Here is a 17,498-nt window from a genome sequence, read left to right as displayed (position 1 = left end):
GCCCGCATCAGGGCAGGCGGCCGTTGCGCTTTCTCAGGCCTGCAGGCCGAGGGCGGTCATCCGGGCCGTGTGGGCCTCGGTCAAGCGCGTGAACATCCGGCCGATCGCGGCCAGGTCGAGGCCCGGCCGATCCACGCTGCCGGCGAGGAGTGCGGTCAGCGAGTCGCGGTCGGCGGCGATCCGCTGCGCCTGGCTGAGGGCCTCGCCGACCAGCCGGCGGCCCCACAGTGCGAGCCGGCCGCCGAGTTTCGGGTCCTCGTCGATGGCGGCCCGGACCCGGTCGACGACGAACTCGGCCTGACCGGAGTCCGCGAACACCTCGAGCACGAGCGCCCGGGTCTCCGCGTCGACGAACGAGGCGATCTCCCGGTAGAAGTCGTTGGCCAGCCCGTCGCCGACGTACGCCTTGACCAGACCCTCGAGCCAGTCCGACGGGGCGGTGTGGTCGTGGAACGCGTCCAGCGGCGTGACGAACGGGCGCATGGCCTCCATCGGGTCCACGCCGAGCTGGACGAGCCGGTCCCGGAGTCGCTGGAAGTGCCCGAACTCGGTGGTCGCGAGCGCCGCCAGCTCCGCCTTGTCGTCCAGCGTCGGCGCCAGTTTGGCGTCTTCTGCCATCCGCTCGAAGGCGGTCAGCTCGCCGTACGCGAGCACACCCAGCAGATCCACCGCCGCGGCCCGGTAGGCGGGATCATCAAAGGCCGTCTGCTCCATGCCCGGCACCCTATCTGCCCCCGAGCGCGCGTGCGGCGTGCCACACTTCGTCCCTCTCCGCTTCCGCGTCATCTGTCCCGCGAGTGGCGCACACCACACGAAGCGGCGTTGACAGCTGCTGCGGTTACACTGGTGGGCGATTCGCCGGTGACGCGCCCAGATGGGCAAGCTGGTGCGAGGTGCTTGCACAGTGTCCCCGCGCCTCACGATCGGGGTCTCAAGACCCCAGGCGCCCGGCCACTGAGCATCTGTCCGTACAAGCATGTGAGAGGCGATCAGCCTGACCACCTTCCGAGAGCTCGGGGTGCTCCCCGAGATCTGCGACGCGCTCGACCGCGTCGGTATCGTCGAACCCTTCCCGATCCAAGAGATGACGCTTCCGGTCGCCCTGATGGGCACCGACCTGATCGGCCAGGCCCGGACCGGTACCGGCAAGACGCTCGGCTTCGGTATCCCGTTGCTGCAGCGCACCATCTCCCCCGGTGAGCCCGACTACGACGAACTCGCCGCCCCCGGCAAGCCGCAGGCGCTGGTCGTCACCCCGACCCGTGAGCTGACCATCCAGGTCGCCAAGGACCTGACGACGGCCTCCACGGTGCGCACCGTGCGGGTCCTGACCATCTACGGCGGTGTCGCCTACGAGCCGCAACTCGACGCGCTGAAGAGCGGCGTCGACGTCGTCGTCGGTACGCCGGGACGCCTGCTGGACCTGGCGAACCGCGGCGTACTCGATCTCGGCCACATCAAGGTGCTGGTCCTGGACGAGGCCGACGAGATGCTCGACCTGGGCTTCCTGCCCGACGTCGAGCGGATCCTCCGCAAGACGCCCGAGCTGCGCCAGACGATGTTGTTCTCGGCAACGATGCCGGCGGCCGTGATCGGGCTGGCCCGCACTCACATGCGGCACCCGCTGAACATCCGGGCCGAGTCGCACGAGGACACCGAGATGGTGCCGACCACGGCACAGTTCGTCTACCGCGCGCACGACCTGGACAAGCCCGAGGTGGTGGCCAGGATCCTGCAGGCCGACGACCGCGGCCGGGTGATGATCTTCTGCCGGACCAAGCGCGAGGCGTCCCGGCTGACCGACGACCTGCAGGACCGCGGGTTCAAGGCCGCCGCGATCCACGGTGACCTGAACCAGCAGGCCCGGGAGCGGGCGCTGACCCGGTTCCGCGGCGACAAGATCGACGTACTGATCTGCACCGACGTCGCTGCCCGCGGGATCGACGTCGAGGGCGTCACGCACGTCATCAACAACACCTGTCCCGAGGACGAGAAGGCCTACATCCACCGGATCGGCCGGACCGGGCGCGCGGGGGCCAGCGGCATCGCCGTCACCTTCGTCGACTGGCCGGACCTGACCCGGTGGAAGGTGATCAACAAGGCGCTCGACCTGCCGTACGACGAGCCGCAGGAGATCTACTCCACCTCGCCGGAGCTGTACCACGACCTCGGTATCCCGACCGACGCGAAGGGCCGGATCCGTCCGGCGCGCGCGCCGCAGGAGGTCACCGAGGCGCGGGACGAGCGCGGTGGTCGTGCTGGTCGCGGCGGTCGTGGTGATCGTGGTGATCGTGGTGATCGTGGCGACCGTGGCGACCGTGGTGGTCGGCCCGAGCGTGAGAACGAGCGGCCGGGGCGCAAGCGGAACCGGACGCGGAAGCGCACCCGGGCCGGGCAGCCGCTCGAGGAGCTCGCCGACGTCACCACCAAGACCGAGGTACCGGCCGTCACCGACGGCGGCGTCACGGGTGGGGCGGCCGTTGGGGAGGCGCCGGCGCGGAAGCCGCGCAAGCGGAACCGCAACCGGAAGTCCACGAACTCGCAGGTGACCACGACGGACACCGTCGCGACCGAGACCGGCGCGAGCCCGGCTGCCCCGACCGGGGTCGCCGAGGCTGAGGTCGTCGAGGCCCGGAGCCTCGAGACCGGCAGCGTCGAGGGCGGGAGCGTCGAGGCGCCGGCGGAGAAGCCTGCCAAGCGGACGCGGACGCGTAAGAGCGCGACGGCTGAATCTGCTGCTGCGGTCGAGTCTGCGCCCGAGGCTGAGGTCGCCGAGTCGGCGGAGAAGCCGGTCAAGCGGACCCGGACGCGTAAGGCTGCGGCGAGCACCGTGGCGGAGCCTGGCGCGGAGGCGGCTACGGCCGATGCCGTGGCCGAGGCGGGCGTCGAGGCGCCGGTGGAGAAGCCGGTGAAGCGGGCCCGGACGCGCAAGGCTGCGGCGGCTGAACCTGCCGCGGCGGTCGAGTCTGCACCTGAGGCTGAGGCGGCGGAGAAGCCGGCCAAGCGCACGCGGACCCGCAAGGCCGCGGCGAGTACGGCGGCTGAGGCGACGACGGCTGAAGCCATGGCCGAGGCGGACGTTGCGCCGGCGGGGAAGCCGGTCAAGCGGGCCCGGACGCGCAAGGCTGCGGTGAGTACGACGGCTGAGCCCGCTGCGACGGTCGAGTCTGCACCCGAGGCTGAGGCGGCTGAGAAGCCGGTCAAGCGCACTCGCGCCCGGAAGACGGCGGCGGCTGAGGCCCCGGCGGCCGAGGTCGACGCCGGCGAGGCGGCTGAGAAGCCGGTGAAGCGGGCGGCGAAGAAGGCTGCTCCGGCCAAGAAGGCGGCGGCGGCGAAGAAGGCGGCGGCGAAGAAGGCGGCGGCGAAGAAGACCGCGAAGAAGGCGCCGGCGGCGCCGATCTTCAGTGCGCCGGAGTGACCGTTTCCCAATGGTGATCTGAGGCTGCAACACCCAGCCCCGCGTGGGCCGTCCTAGGGCGGTAACCACGAGAGAGGGGCTGGGTGATGGGGCGGATCAGAGCCGTGACGGCCGTGCTGGCTGCGGTGGGGGTCGTGTTGCTGGCCGGGTGCGGTGCCGGCGGCGACGAGAGCGCGACCAGCGACAGCGCGCCGGCATCCAAGCAGGACTCCGGTGGGACGAGCGGCAAAGCTCAGCCGCAAGCCGGGCAATCAAAAGCAGGGCAGTCAGAGGCAGGGCAGTCACAGGCCGGCAAGCCCCAGGCCTCGGGCTCGGCCGGTGGCCAGAACGACCCGGAGATTACCCGCGCGATCATCAAGACCGGTTCGCTGACGGTCGAGGGCGACGACGTGTCCGGGATGCGGCAGAAGGCGGTCACGGCGATCGCCGCGCTGGACGGTCAGGTGGCGTCGGAGGACACCGGCAGCGACCCGGACGGCAAGGTCACCCGGGCGAACCTCGTCCTCAAGGTCCCTACCAAGTCGTTCGAGACCGCGATCCAGCGGCTCTCCGACCTGGGCAAACGCCTGCAGATCCACCAGGAGTCGACCGACGTCACCGAGCAGGTCGTCGATGTCGCGAGCCGGATCGAGTCGCAGCGCGCCAGCCTGGACCGGATGCGCGCCCTGATGGCGAAGGCGAACACGATCGGCGAGATCGTCTCGGTCGAGAGCGAGCTGACCCGTCGCGAGTCCGACCTGGAAGCCCTGCTGGCGAAGCAGAAGAACCTGGCTCTGCAGACCGATCTGGCCACGCTCACGCTGACGCTGACCGAGAAGAGCGAGCCGGTGATGGCCGACAAGGTGCCGGACAAGGGCTTCCTGGCCGGTCTGAAGAGCGGTTGGCACGCGTTCTCGGCTGCCTTCTCCGCGCTGGCGACGGCGGTCGGGGCGATGCTCCCGTTCCTGGTGCTGATCGCGATCATCGCCGTACCGCTGTGGCGGTTCCGGCATCGGTTGCGGCGGCCGACGAACCAGGCCGCACCGCAGGCTCCGAACAACCAGTAGCGGCTCAGTCGAGCAGCGCGCCGGCCAACGCCCGGTAAGCCTCCGCACCGGGCGAGGCCGGCGCCGTGCTCAGGATCGTCTCGCCGATCGCCGGCGCCTCCGCGAACCGGATCGACTTCGGGATCGCCGGCTGCAGGACGTCCAGCGAGTACGTGTCCGCGATCGTCTCCAGGACGGTCCGGGCATGCGTGGTGCGGCCGTCGTACAGGGTCGGGAGGACGCCGAGCACGTGCAGACCCGGGTTGGCCAGCCGCTGGACGTCGTACACCGTGTCGAGTAGTTGCCCTACGCCACGATGTGCCAACGTCTCGCACTGCAAGGGAATCAGTACGTCGGACGCCGCGGACAACCCGTTGACGGTGAGCAGCCCGAGCGTCGGCGGACAGTCCACGATGATCCAGTCGTACGACGATCGCAGCGGGCGCAACACGTTACGGAGTACCTGCTCCGGACTGCTCTCCGCGGCCAGCCGTACCTCGGCGGTCGCGAGCGCGATCGTCGACGGCAGCAGATCGGGCGCGTCCTCGAACTCGATCAGGACGTCGCGCGTGCGGACGCCGCCGAGCAGCACCTGATGGATGGACTTGTCCAGGTCCTCGGGATCGATGCCGACCGAGAAGGTCAGACAGGCCTGCGGATCCAGGTCGACCAGCAGCACCCGTTGGCCGAGCTCGACCAGGGCTGCGCCGAGGGTGGCGACGGTGGTCGTCTTGGCCACGCCGCCCTTCTGATTGGCGACGGCGAGAGTGCGAGGCACCCGGCCATTGTGCCGCACCTCGGACATCGCTGCTCCGAGGCGGCGGCACCCGGCGACCGGTACCCTTTCTACTTGTGAGTACGCCGCGTACGTTGACGCTGCCCGACGGGGTGCACCCCCAGATCCTCGAGACCGACCGTGGCGCGTTCGCCACGCTGACCGCCGTACCCGACATCGGTACGCCGCTCGGCACGGTCCTGCTCGTACCGGGGTGGACGGGGAGCAAGGAGGACTTCGCTCCGCTGGTGGACCACCTGTGCCGGTACGGCTGGCGGACCGTGGCGGTCGACCAGCGCGGCCAGTACGAGACTGCGGGTCCGGCCGACACATCGGCGTACTCGCTCGCTGAGCTCGGTGCGGACGTGGTGGCGATGAGCAAGGCGCTGGGCGGATACAGCCAGCTGGTCGGGCACTCGTTCGGCGGACTGGTCGCGCGGGAGGCGGTGCTGACCGACCCGTCGGTGTTCTCGACGATCAGCCTGCTCTGCTCGGGCCCGGCCGCGTTCACCGACGAGGCGACGGTGCAGGGCCTGCAGATGCTCGCGTTCGGGCTGGAGAACCTGCCGATCGAGCAGGTGTACGACATGAAAATCGGCCACGACAGCGAGGCCCCCGGGTACGTCGCTCCGCCGAGCGACATCGCCGCCTTTCTGCGCAAACGTTTCACCAGCAACGTGCCGGCCAGCCTGGCCCAGATCACTCGCCGGCTGACCGACGCCGAGGACAAGACCGAGCAGCTCGCCAAGACCGGCGTCCGCGCTCAGGTACTGCACGGCGCGACGGACGACGGCTGGCCGATCGCTGTGCAGGAGAAGATGGCCTCCGGCCTCGGTGTGGAGGCCGAGGTCATTCCGGACGCCGGCCACTCACCTGCTATCGACCAGCCCGCGAAGACCGCTCGCATGCTCGTCGACTTCTTCCACGACTACCCGAGCCTGCTGACCAACTGAGGCTTACTTGGCTGGGGTGACGGCCGGCATCACTTGCAGGGTGTCCAGCCCGATCGGGGTCAGCGCCGTCTTCACCTGCTGCGTGTAGGCGATCATCGAGACCTTCGCGCGACCGCCGTCCGGGTCCGAACCAGCGGCGCCCTGGACGCCGAGGTTCTTGTCCTGCATCAGCGGGGTCACGGCGTTGACGATCCGCTCGTTGTCGGAGCGGCTCAGCAGGACGGGCGCGACGCAGAGGTTCCCGCTGTACACCTTCTCGAGGGCCGCGCGGAGCACGGTGAGATCGCCGTGCGCGACCCCGACCATGGAAACGACCGGGGCGTTGCGCGCGTGACCGTTCGGGTAGTGGATGACCGGCCCGAAGATCTGATCCGCGTGCGCGGCCAGGAACGCGGTCACCGCGGGCGAGCTGACGTTGCTGGGCTTCGACACCCAGCCGCCGGCCGGCGCCGCGCACGGCAGCGGCGGGAAGGTCCACGCCGCGGGGGTGGTCGGCGCGGCCTGCTGCTGGACGTCGATCGAGCGGTCGCCCCAGATCCCGACGAGCTTGGCCCGGCCGGAGCGCACGCCGTCCGTCGTTCGCGGCTCGGTCAGGCGGTCGAGATCGACGCCCTTCAGCGTGACGGTGAACTCCGGCGCGCAGGACGGCGCCGGCTGCTTCCCCGGCTGATAGCCGATGTCGGGACCGCCCTCGGCCGAGCAGTAGACCGGCGCCTTCCCCGGCGCGGCGATCACCAGACCACTCGCCTGCACCGTGTCGCCCGGCTTCACCAGGAGCTGGTCGTTGCTCTGAGCAACCGCTCGCGAGGAGCTCTGCGCGCTGAAGCCTTCGGTGCTACCCGCGGCCCGGCTGCTCGCGGGCTGAGTCGTGTCGTGTCCCGGCAGCACCGCGACCACGCCGGCGGCGATCACCGCCACGCTGGCCGCGGCGAGCGCCGGCACCCACCGGCGGCGCTTGCGGCCACCCCTCAGCATGTACTCGAGATCGGGCTCGGGCGGCGGCGCTTGGTCGGCCCGCCACCGATGACCCGCGCGGGTCAGCAGATCGTCGACTTCGTCAACCGGGTTCATGCGCTGTCCTCCGGCCCGCCGTTCGGGCTCATTCGGTGACCTCCAGCAGCGTGCGCAGTCGGGCGCGGGCGTCGGAGAGAGTGGATTTGACGGTGCCTTCGGAGCAGCCCATGACGGCCGCGGTCTCGGCGATCGACAGGTCGGCGAAGTAGTAGCAGTCCACGGCGAGCCGCTGCCGGGCCGCGAGCGACTGGATCGCCTGGTCGACATCCATCCGGGCGTCGAGATCGGGGCGCGCGACCGGTTGGGTGTCGAACTCGTCGGCCGCCAGTTCGAGGTGCAGTCCACCCGGGCGCATCCGGCGTACCGCCTTGCGGGCCTGGTCGGCGGTGATCGCGAGCAGCCAGGCCGAGGGGGTACCGCGCTCGGCGTCGTACTGCGATCGCTTGGCCCAGGCGCGCGCGAGCGCCTCCTGGACGATGTCGTCGCGGTCCGCACCCACCGCGAGCCGCCCCGCCAACCGGGCCATCGCCGCCAGGTGTGGCCGCACCCAGGCGACGAACCCGGGCCCGTCCCGCGGAGGTCCGACCGCCTCCACCACCGGCTCACCCGTCATCGTCGGCATACCTTCTCTACCCCCGATCCACCCCGTTCGGTTGGGTCCCTACCCGGATTTCAACGACCGCCCCACGCCAAGGTCACCCACCCACCTATTCCGTAACGCAGTTGTCGACGGGCTAGGTGGTGGCGGGGGTGTAGAGCTGGGTGATGACCGATTCGATGGTGGGTTCGGCGATGGAGACGTCCATCAGGGGGTAGTTGGCGGCGATCTCGGCCAGCAACGGGGCCGCGCTGCTGGTAGCGGGGAAAGTGAGGTGCTGGCGGGGGCCGTCGACCTTGGTGACGGTGGTGCCGGGGATCTCGATCGGCGGGAGGGACGTCGCCAGGTCGACGATCAGGGTGCGGGGTGCGGACTGGCTGGACTTCAGCTGCGGCAGGGTTCCGTCGAAGATCTGGCGGCCGTGGTCGATGATCATCACGCGCGTGCAGAGCGCCTCGATGTCGTCCAGGTCGTGGGTGGTGAGGATGACCGTGGTACGGCGTTCCGCGTTGACCTCGGCGAGGAACTCGCGCAGCCGCGCCTTGCTGATCACGTCCAGCCCGATCGTCGGCTCGTCGAGGTAGACGATCTCCGGGTCGTGCAGCAACGCGGCCGCGATGTCGCCGCGCATCCGCTGCCCGAGGGACAGCTGACGGACCGGAACGTCCAGCAGGTCGCCGAGGTCGAGGAGTTCGACGAACGTCGCCAGGTTCTCCCGGTGCCGGGCGAGCGGGACGTCGTACATCTTCTGCAGGACGGCGAACGAGTCCTTCAACGGCAGGTCCCACCACAGGGTGGTGCGTTGGCCGAAGACGACACCGATCCGTTTCGCCAGCTTCAACCGGTGCCGCGACGGGTCGACGCCGGCCACCCGGATCGTTCCTCCCGAAGGAACCAGGATGCCGGTCAGCATCTTGATCGTGGTGGACTTCCCGGCACCGTTCGGCCCGATGTAGCCCACCACCTCCCCCGGCTCGACGGTGAACGACAGCCCGTCGACCGCGCGCACCTCCCGCCGGGTACGGCGTAACCCGCTCCGCGACGTCACCGTGAACGCGCGGGACACATCCGACAACTCGATAACAGGCATGAAATCTCAGCTCCCTGTACTGCGATAGCGACGAAGACCGGCCCGCCACGCGAGCGACGCCAGGGCGACCATCGCGACGGCGACCAGCGGCGACAGCAGCCCGAACCAGGACGGCAGGCCGAGCGGGGCCGGTTTCCCCAGGACGAACAGCACCGGGTAGTAGTTGACGAAGGCAAGCGGTACGACGAACGTCACGGCCCGCACGATCTCCTTGCCGAAGATCGTCAGCGGGAACTGCGTCAGCGCCTGCCCGCCGTACGTGACCGAGTTGGCCAGCTCGGCGGAGTCGACCGAGACGAACTGGAACGCGCCGCCGAGCACGAACAGCGCGCCGAAGATCACCGATCCGGCGACCAGTGAGACGCCCAGCATGATGCCGCGGGCAACTGTCCAGTCGACCTCGAGGTTGATCAGCGCGAGCACCAGCACGGTCGCGGCCTGCAGCGGGCGGCCGAGCCGGCGCAGCGCGAACCCGTCCGCCGCGGTCTGCAGGAACGCGGGCACCGGCCGGATCAGGTACGCGTCGAACGAGCCGGTCCGGATCCGTTCGCCGACCCGCTCGATCGACCCGGTGACCAGATCGGCTACCCCGAGCGCCATCGAGGCCGTTGCGTAGAGCAACGCCATCTCCGGCAGCGTGAACCCGCCGAACGACCTGATGTGACTGAACATGAACAGCACCGCGATGAAGTCCGTCACCGTGACCAGCATCGAGCTCACCAGCATCAGCACGAACGACGCCGGGTACGCCAGTGCGGACCGGATCCACAACACGATCAGCATCCAGTACTGCGCGGGCGCCCGGAGGACACGCTCAACCACCTTGGATCACCACCTTCCGGGTCGCCAGCGTGGTGGCGAACTGTCCGATCAGCAGCAGCACCAGGAGCCAGCCCACCTGGAACATCAGCGCCGCGCCCGTCCCACCCGGGTTCTGGCCGAGCCAGATGTCGATCGGCACCTGCATGGTCGCGGCCCACGGCGTCCCGCGCGCGAACGTACCGATCCAACCGGGGAAAGCGACCAGCGGCAGGATCGTCCCGGCGAAGAACAGTGACAGCACCAGCGCGAGATGCTCCATCCCGCGCGAGTCGGTGATCCAGAACCCGGACAACGCCACCAGGTACCGGATCGTGAAGCTGACCAGGATCCCGAGCACCAGCCCGAGCGCGATCACCGGCCACAGGCTCACACTCGAAGGAAACTTCAGGTCGAACACCAGCGCGCCGACCAGCAACGGGGCACCGCCGCGGACCAGCAGCTGGAACATCGCCCGCCCGAGATCGACGGACATCCACCACAGCAACAGCTGCGTCGGCCGGTACAGGTCGACGGCGATCTCGCCGCTGCGGACCCGCTCCCCCAGCTCGTTCGTGGTGGTCGCGCCGAAGATCCCGACCGGCATCAGCAAACCCTGCTGCAACCACACGAACGTCAGCGCGTCCGGAACGTCGTACCCGCCGAGCCCGGGGCGTTCGCGCCATAGGGTCAGATAGACGCCGCACAGGATGAACCCGAAGATCGTGTTGGTGAAGATGCCGGACACGCTGGCGATCCGGTACGTCGAGAATCGCCGGAAGGACCGGACGGCGATCGCCCAGTAGACACCCACTACTACCTCCTCTCGCACTCCTGGTGGTGTCCGAGAGGCACAGCGGCACGCGGAACTGCCCCGGTTCCATCAGGACCCGGGGGTTCGGACACCACTGTGAAGGCGTGGTTGGACCACGCCGATTGTCAAGGGCAGAAGAGGGACGGTACGCCGGAGCTCGGCGTACCGTCAACACGAATAACCGATCCGGGCGCGGGACCCCTCAGAACCGCGCCCGGACCGGTGTCTACAGGGTGTCGGTCTTGAGCAGGTGCGCGAGATGGGTCGCGAACGCCGCCGGGTGGCTGGAGTATCCGCCGTGTCCGCCGGGGAACATCACCACCGGCCAGCCGAGGTGGTCCGCGACGACCTCGATCGGGCGCCCCGGCAGATGCAGGTACGACTCGAGGCCGGCCGCCGGCACCACCCGGTCCGCCGCCCGCCGCAGAGCGTCCAGGTCCGGCACGTAGCGGGTGAAGGGCAGCAGTTTGTGCTCGTAGAAGTTCGCCGCGTTGGCCTGCATCCGTTCGGCGAGCTCGCGGTACTCCGGCAGCAGGTCCTCGAGCGGCGGCATCGCGTCGTCGTCCATCCCGGTGCCCATCATGAACACCACGTCGGCGGCGGTCAGCCCGTCGTCGCGGTACGTCGCGTACACGTCGTCGAAGAACGCCCGCGCGTCGGTAGCGTCCGGCAGCACCTCGGTGCACGGCGGCTCGTGCGCGACGAGCATCCGGACCCGGTCGGGGTACCGCGTGATCAGCTCGAGGCCGGTGATCGCGCCGGAACTGGTGCCGAACACGTACGCCGGTTCCGCGCCGCCGACCGCGTCGATCAACGCGAGCGCATCGGCGGCCGACTGCTCGACGCACTCGTCGGCCGCGTCACCGTCGTACCGGCTGCGGGAGTTGCCCCGCGGGTCGTAGGTCACCACCGTGTACTCGGCCGCGAGCTGCCCGACGATCCCGGAGAACACCGCGGCGTCGGTCCCACCACCGGCGATCAGCAGCAGCACCGGCCCGGACCCGGCGACCTCGTAATGCAGCGTCGCCCCCGGCACCGCCAGCTTGTTCACAGTCTTCGCACCCATCAGGCGAACCCCTTTCGTTCACCCTCACACTCCCCCGCCCCGCTGGCACCGGACGCACACGGCACTGGCACGGACAGGTCAGCGGGGAAGCTGCGTGTCCAGCATCTGCCGGATCTCCTCCTGGCCACGCGACACAACATCGACAACATCTGCTACCGAGGCGGTCGATGGCAGCGAAAGGTCTGCCAGCAGGTCCCGAACTGTGAATCTGCGCGCGACCCAGAGCCGGAGATCTTGCACATGCTGCGACTTGCTCGGCTTGCTCATGACGGCCGCCAAGCTACTGCGATAAGGAGTTGGGTCGGCCCCCAGCGCAGCCTGCATGCCGGAGCGCCTGATGAGACACGGATAGCAGTATCCACAGTTGCCGAATCCGCGTTGAACTGTGTGACTCCCGCAACTGACGGTGGCGGCAAGCGCGCCCGGAGTCAGACCTGCCTCCAATCCGGCACGACAGACTTCACCCTTCGTGTACACCTGGAAGGGATTCATCAAGGCAACATTCCCACCAATGAGAACAATCAGGTCGTTAATAAGTGATAGCACTCTCGGGTGGACCGACCGAGTTGAGCAAGCGCCTCGACGCGCTGGACTGATGGGCGGATTGATCGCGAGTTGCCCGTTCTCTGGGACAACCACCTGCCTAACGCCGTGTGCTGCCGCCGCGAAGATCGCACTCGCAATATAGCTCAATCCTCGACTTCGAGTACTACTTTCCAATCGCGCACCTTTGGTCCGAACTTCGCTTGACATCGGTCTACGACAAATTCTTTCCGATGCTCCCGCAAGCTTCCGGAGATGCCCAAGAAGACGTTCTTGAGGTACGTGCGCATTTGCCTGGCCATGTGAGACCAACAGCAGGTTCCCAGAAGATTGCGCAAGGTGAGCGGCGGCGTACGCCGACGAGTCAAGGCCTCCCGAGAACAACGCAACGCCGTCCGCCTTCCAGCTGCCGAACAGCCGAGGCTGAGCGTCGATCGGAGCAGCGCCTGAAACGGTCGACAAGTGCCAGCTGTCACCCGTGAGCGCGGACAGCACGGCCTCCAGGGCCGGCAACGCCTCGCTCCAGCGCGCCGAGTCCGAGACCTGGACCCTCAATTCGAGATGACGAGACCATCTGTCTGCCACGCTCATGCGAGGGACTAGCCGATCGACCAGATGCGCCGCCCTGAAGACCCGCAGTACATCCTCAGCCCATACCGGCGTCGCTGTCGCCAGCGCCGCATTCTCCTTGATCCGCTCTAACGACGCCTTGTAATCCGAGTCGGAGATGACTTCCCAATCTCCACGCCCGTTCCTCGCCCCCGAAGATCGAGCCGCTTGCTCGACGAAGCAGAAGCGCCGAACGGAAGTCATAGCAGCCTCAACTCGCTTCCAACCATCGATCGAAGGTATCGCTCACCATGTCCTGCGCGATCGAGGTCAGCGGATCGTGGGTACCACCTTCGTTCTTTTCCTCGCAGGGCGTCGGAATCGCCTCGACGATCTTGCTCGCCAGATACTGGGAGATCTGACCGGTCGGATCGATCACGAGCAGAAGCGGAACCGCAACATTCAGCTTTGCGGCAATCACGCTCGTGAGAAACTCGGTAATCGCGTCTGCGAAGAATTCGCGGTACAAGAAGCACAACAACTCGTCGTCGATTAGTGCCTGACCGGATCGCGCACGTCGCCTACTTGCAGGAGAATGCGTCAGCTTGCTGATCGTCAGGACGACGCCCGGCCGGATCGCCGCGTTGACATACCCTGGCTCGTCGAGACAGATCGACGCGGTCAACAACTCCAGCAATCGATCTGGCCCGCTGGGCTGATCGAGGTCAAGGTGATCGGGATGTTGTCCCCAAGACGTCTCGCGAAGCGAGGTAAGCACCTCGACGAATCTCGTCGCATGTGCATTCACCGCCTGCCGTAGCCCGTAACTGTCCTGGTCGGTCCGAAGCTGCTGTATCAGCGCAGAGCGATACAGCTCCGCGAGTTCGGCCGCGCGTTCTGGCGATAGCACCTCGGAGGAGGCGATGCCATCCAGCCGGCCGTTGACCGGGCCGACGCCATTGCCGGCCGCCCCAGCTGCGGCTTGGCCTGACGGGGCACTTGACGACCCATCGTCAGGTGGTGACGCCTGCCCGATGACCTTCTTGACTGTCTGCGTCGTCTGACGCGATGCATTGCTCCAAGGCCCGCGCGATGGCCCCGGCCATTTCGTCGATGTGCCCATGCCCGTCGCCCCCAGCCAAGGACCGATAAGAACCCTGAGTAACTCAGAGTAGGCCAGTCTGAGCAGACTGCTGCGAGTATCGCGCGTCGCGGATCACGCGCTCCCGTTGCGCAAAGCCTCAGCTCACGTCGGCGGTTGGGACTTGGGCGGGTTCGTCGAGGCCGGCCCAGGGGTCGCGGGTCGGGGACTCGCGGCGGCCCTGGGGGCAGATCTTGGCGAAGTCGCACCAGCCGCAGAGGGCCGACGGCTCCGGTGGGAACGCCTCGTCGGCCTCCGCCGGGGTCAGGCCTTCCGCCCAGCGAGCCTCGGCGGCCGCGGCGTCGTCGGCCATCGACTCGGCGCGCTTCTGGTGCCGAGCGAGCGACGCGTCGTCGTGGTCGGCGGCCGCGACGGTGTTCGTGGGGAGGTGGTGGAGCTCGACCCGCGTGCACGGCTTGTGCAGCACCCGCCGCGCGCCGAGCACGTACAGCGCCATCGCCAGCGACGACCTCGCATCCGTCGACGTCAACGGCCGCCGCCCGGTCTTGTAGTCGACGATCACCAGCGCAGTGCCGCCGCTGCCGTCGCGGGCCGGCCGCTCGTCGATCCGGTCGATCCGCCCGCGCAGCGACGCCCGCTCGGTGGTGAACCCGACCGTGCGCTCCACTCCACGCGGCTCGTAGTACGGATCGGAGTCACCGAGGTAGCCGAGCACCATTTCCGTCGACCGGTCCCGCCAGTCAAGCGACTGCTGCTCGTCGCGGAACCCCTCGCTGCGCCAGCTCGACCGCATCTTGGCGACCACCTCGTCCGGGGTACGCCGGGACGCGGGCCAGCGACCGAAGAAGTCGGCGAGCACCTCGTGCACGATCGCGCCGACCGTGTTGTGTGCCCACGGCGGGCCCTTCGGCGGCCGCGGCGACTCGAGATAGGTGTAGCGGTACTTGCGCTTGCAGTCCGCGAACGTCAGCAACTTCGTCGGCGTCGCGGTGAACAACCGGGTCGGCATTCCGGGAAGCATGTCACTCATGGCCTCAGCCCGCCTTGATGAAGTCGGCGACCGCGTCCGCGACCAGCTGGACGGCGATCGCGCTCAGCAGCAGACCCGCGATCCGGGTGACGAGCAGGACGCCGTTCTCCCCCAGCAGCCGCATGATCAGCCCGGAGAACCGCAGCGTCAGCCACATCACCAGGTGGATCAGGATGATCCCGACCGAGATCGCGACCACGTCCGGGAGCGATCCGTTCGCGCGCTGCACGAACACCATCGTCGCGACGATCGCACCTGGCCCGGCGAGCAGCGGCGTACCGAGCGGGACGAAGGCGATGTTCACGTTCTTGGTCTGGACCGGGTCCTCGGCGGTGTCGGTCAGCAACTGCAGGGCGATCAGCAGGAGCAGCAGGCCGCCGGCGCACTGCAGCGCGGGCAGCGTGATGCCGAGATGGTGCAGGATCTGCTGGCCGAAGGCCGCGAACACCACGATGACGCCGAACGCGACCAGCACCGCCTGCCACGCGGCCTTCTTCCGCACCGCGCGGGACTGCCCGGCGGTGAGCGAGATGAAAACCGGCACGGTGCCCGGCGGGTCCATGATCACGAAGAGCGTGACGACCACCTCACTGAGCAGCCCGAGGTTGATGACACTGTTCACGGAAGATAGGCCTCGGGAACCTGTGCGTCGGCGGAGGCGGCGGCGTTGGTCTTGGCGACCTCGAGCAGGCGCTCGAACTGCTCCGGCTCAGTGGTGTTCACGCCGAGGTCGTGGTCGATCTTGCCGGCCCCGTGGTGGTCGCTGGAGCCGGTGTAGATGATGCCCAGGTTGTTCGCGATCGCGCGCAGCGCGTCCCGGGACTCCGGCGAGTGGTCCTGGTGGTCGACCTCGATGCCGGCCAGGCCGTGGTCCTGGACCAACCGGGCGACGGTGTCCTCGGTCATCACCTTGTAGCTGGAGCGGCCCCACGGGTGCGCGATCACCGGGACCCCGCCGGCCTCGCGGACCAGGTCGATCGCCCGCCCGGGCTCGATGGCGTAGTGCGGGACGTGGCCGGCGCGGCCGTCGGCCAGGTACTTGTCGAAGGCCTCGCTGCGGTTCGCGACCGTCCCGTTCGCGACCAGGGCGTCGGCGACGTGCGGCCGTCCGACCGACGGCGTACCGGTCGCTTGGGCGAGCACCTCGTCGACGGTGAGCGGTACGCCGATGCTGTTCAGGCGGGCCACGATCGTCGGGATCCGGTCGGTGCGGCCCTCGCGGACCACCTGCAGGTCGGCGGCCAACGGCGGATACGCCGGGTCGGGCAGGTAACCGAGCAGGTGCACGCTGATCCCGTCGAGCTTGCAGGAGATCTCCAGGCCGGGCAGGAACCCGATCCCGAGCTCCTCCGCGGCCCGCCGGCCGTCCACCCAGCCGTCGGCGGTGTCGTGGTCGGTGAGCGCGATCACGTCCAGCCCCGCCTGCCGCGCGTGCGTCATCAGGACGTCCACCGGATCGGTGCCGTCCGAACGGTTCGAGTGGGTGTGCAGATCGATGCGCACGAGCGGTCCGAATCCCTTCGCCTGGTCAGCTTGCACCGCTGATGCTATCCGCGTTCACCCACGAGCCCTGGCACTTGTGCACAAGTCACCTATCCTTCGGGGGCATGGAGCGCGTCGACTGTGTGGGGGCCCTCGTGTACGACGAGGAGCGCCGGCTGCTCGTGGTGCGGAGAGCCCACGAGCCGGACCGCGGGCTGTGGTCGATTCCGGGTGGGCGGGTCGAGCCCGGTGAGGACGATCCCACCGCGGTCGCCCGCGAGGTGGCGGAGGAGACCGGATTGACGGTCGAGGTCGGGGAACTGGTCGGCGAGGTCGAGCGACAGGGCCCGCGCGGACAGCTGTACGTGATCCGTGACTACGAGGCGACCGCTGTCGGCGGCACTCTCACAGCGGGTGACGACGCGGCCGACGCTCGGTTCGTGACGCGGTCGGAGTTCCTGAAGCTGTCGACGACGACCCTGCTCGTTTCCACACTGGACCAGTGGAACGCGCTGCCCGGCTGACTCAGCACGTACTGAGCGGAACCCGACCGGTCGCGAACGCCTGAGGTGTGACGTGCATCAGCGCGCGGAAGTCGGCGATCAGGTGCGACTGGTCGGCGTACCCGGCGGACGCCGCGGTGTCGGACCAGGAACGGCCGGCTTGACCGATCACACTGCGTACGCGGGAGATGCGGGCGAAATGCTTGGGTGACACGCCCACCGCCTGCCGGAAGACGCGGCGCAGGTACCGCTCGCTGACCCCGAGCCGGGCAGCGGTCTCGTCCACTCTGCGTGCTGTCGAGGCCAGGTCGGCAACTGCGCTGCCGACGAGGTCGAAGCGGTTCGGCAGGCGGCGTGGCAGTTGTCCGAGGAGGAAATCGCCGAGCACCTCGACCGCCTGCTCCGGCTGAGTCCGGTACGCCGTGAGGCGATCGGCGAGGTCGCTCGGGCCGCACACGTCCTCCAGCGGGACGGTCCGGTCGACCAACTCGTCCGCGGCCGTGCCGAGCAGCGGCGTCACGCGCCCCGGCCGGATCCGGAGCCGCACGCAGACCGGCAGATCCTTCGTGACGTGGTACGCCGCCTTGGTGCGCGGTCCCGCGATCAGTACGTCACTCGCGCCCGCGGTCGTCATTCGCCAGACGACCGTCGTCGCCGGGTCCGGCGGCAGCACGGTGATCGGTGTCGTCGCGGGGCGGAGGGTGACGTCTTCTACCCACGGGTCGAGGGTGCGCACCT

General features: G+C 68.8%; 18 protein-coding genes. 4 read left to right on the top strand and 14 right to left on the bottom strand.

Annotation, left to right across the window (positions count from 1 at the left end; genetic code table 11):
* Nucleotides 1-33 precede the first annotated feature (33 nt).
* Nucleotides 34-714, bottom strand: coding sequence for a ferritin-like fold-containing protein (locus tag ACWGID_RS31495; RefSeq protein ID WP_452202751.1), 681 nt, complete (start codon nt 712-714; stop codon nt 34-36).
* Between the two features lie 304 nt (nt 715-1,018).
* Between ACWGID_RS31495 and ACWGID_RS31490 the strand changes: the two genes are divergently transcribed.
* Entirely contained in the window at nt 1,019-3,418 is a 2,400-nt protein-coding gene (locus ACWGID_RS31490) for a DEAD/DEAH box helicase (protein ID WP_452202749.1), read from the top strand.
* Between the two features lie 86 nt (nt 3,419-3,504).
* A complete protein-coding gene (locus ACWGID_RS31485) occupies nt 3,505-4,464 on the top strand; it encodes a DUF4349 domain-containing protein (RefSeq protein ID WP_452202747.1) in 960 nt (319 codons plus the stop codon).
* Nucleotides 4,465-4,468: 4 nt separating this feature from the next.
* Here the strand turns inward: ACWGID_RS31485 and ACWGID_RS31480 are convergent, their stop codons facing one another.
* A complete protein-coding gene (locus ACWGID_RS31480; RefSeq protein WP_452202745.1) occupies nt 4,469-5,221 on the bottom strand; it encodes a ParA family protein in 753 nt (250 codons plus the stop codon).
* Between the two features lie 74 nt (nt 5,222-5,295).
* On the opposite strand from ACWGID_RS31480, the gene ACWGID_RS31475 reads away from it, so the two are divergent.
* Complete coding sequence (locus ACWGID_RS31475) at nt 5,296-6,171, top strand: alpha/beta fold hydrolase (RefSeq protein ID WP_452202744.1); 876 nt, start codon at nt 5,296-5,298, stop codon at nt 6,169-6,171.
* A 3-nt stretch (nt 6,172-6,174) separates the two neighbouring features.
* On the opposite strand, the gene ACWGID_RS31470 is transcribed toward ACWGID_RS31475, so the two are convergent.
* The 11 genes from ACWGID_RS31470 to ACWGID_RS31420 form a co-directional block, all read right to left on the bottom strand.
* On the bottom strand, nt 6,175-7,242 hold the full coding sequence (locus tag ACWGID_RS31470) for a hypothetical protein (RefSeq protein WP_452202742.1): 1,068 nt from the start codon (nt 7,240-7,242) through the stop codon (nt 6,175-6,177).
* Between the two features lie 28 nt (nt 7,243-7,270).
* Entirely contained in the window at nt 7,271-7,807 is a 537-nt protein-coding gene (locus ACWGID_RS31465; RefSeq protein WP_452202740.1) for an RNA polymerase sigma factor, read from the bottom strand.
* 112 nt (nt 7,808-7,919) lie between these two features.
* Complete coding sequence (locus ACWGID_RS31460; RefSeq protein ID WP_452202738.1) at nt 7,920-8,873, bottom strand: ABC transporter ATP-binding protein; 954 nt, start codon at nt 8,871-8,873, stop codon at nt 7,920-7,922.
* Between the two features lie 6 nt (nt 8,874-8,879).
* A complete protein-coding gene (locus ACWGID_RS31455) occupies nt 8,880-9,695 on the bottom strand; it encodes an ABC transporter permease (protein WP_452202736.1) in 816 nt (271 codons plus the stop codon).
* Entirely contained in the window at nt 9,688-10,485 is a 798-nt protein-coding gene (locus tag ACWGID_RS31450; protein ID WP_452202734.1) for an ABC transporter permease, read from the bottom strand. Before ACWGID_RS31450 ends, ACWGID_RS31455 begins: the two co-directional genes overlap by 8 nt.
* 226 nt (nt 10,486-10,711) lie before the next feature.
* Entirely contained in the window at nt 10,712-11,551 is an 840-nt protein-coding gene (locus ACWGID_RS31445) for an alpha/beta fold hydrolase (RefSeq protein WP_452202733.1), read from the bottom strand.
* Nucleotides 11,552-11,629: 78 nt separating this feature from the next.
* Nucleotides 11,630-11,818: a hypothetical protein gene (locus ACWGID_RS31440; RefSeq protein ID WP_452202731.1), complete on the bottom strand. Its 189-nt coding sequence runs from the start codon at nt 11,816-11,818 to the stop codon at nt 11,630-11,632.
* A gap of 1,096 nt (nt 11,819-12,914) precedes the next feature.
* Entirely contained in the window at nt 12,915-13,766 is an 852-nt protein-coding gene (locus ACWGID_RS31435) for a hypothetical protein (RefSeq protein WP_452202729.1), read from the bottom strand.
* 118 nt (nt 13,767-13,884) lie between these two features.
* Entirely contained in the window at nt 13,885-14,775 is an 891-nt protein-coding gene (locus ACWGID_RS31430) for a RecB family exonuclease (protein WP_452202727.1), read from the bottom strand.
* A 4-nt stretch (nt 14,776-14,779) separates the two neighbouring features.
* On the bottom strand, nt 14,780-15,397 hold the full coding sequence (locus ACWGID_RS31425) for a MarC family protein (RefSeq protein WP_452202725.1): 618 nt from the start codon (nt 15,395-15,397) through the stop codon (nt 14,780-14,782).
* Nucleotides 15,394-16,278, bottom strand: coding sequence for a PHP domain-containing protein (locus ACWGID_RS31420; protein WP_452202723.1), 885 nt, complete (start codon nt 16,276-16,278; stop codon nt 15,394-15,396). Before ACWGID_RS31420 ends, ACWGID_RS31425 begins: the two co-directional genes overlap by 4 nt.
* A 104-nt stretch (nt 16,279-16,382) precedes the next feature.
* On the opposite strand from ACWGID_RS31420, the gene ACWGID_RS31415 reads away from it, so the two are divergent.
* Nucleotides 16,383-16,781 carry an NUDIX hydrolase gene (locus ACWGID_RS31415; RefSeq protein ID WP_452202721.1) on the top strand — a complete coding sequence of 133 codons (399 nt, stop codon included), beginning with the start codon at nt 16,383-16,385 and terminating at the stop codon, nt 16,779-16,781.
* A gap of 1 nt (nt 16,782) precedes the next feature.
* On the opposite strand, the gene ACWGID_RS31410 is transcribed toward ACWGID_RS31415, so the two are convergent.
* Nucleotides 16,783-17,496: a helix-turn-helix domain-containing protein gene (locus ACWGID_RS31410; RefSeq protein ID WP_452202719.1), complete on the bottom strand. Its 714-nt coding sequence runs from the start codon at nt 17,494-17,496 to the stop codon at nt 16,783-16,785.
* Between the last annotated feature and the right edge of the window lie 2 nt (nt 17,497-17,498).

Source organism: Kribbella sp. NPDC054772 (genome assembly GCF_053611945.1).
The sequence above is the reverse complement of the archived record's forward strand: the minus strand, read 5'-3'. Positions and strand labels throughout refer to the sequence as shown.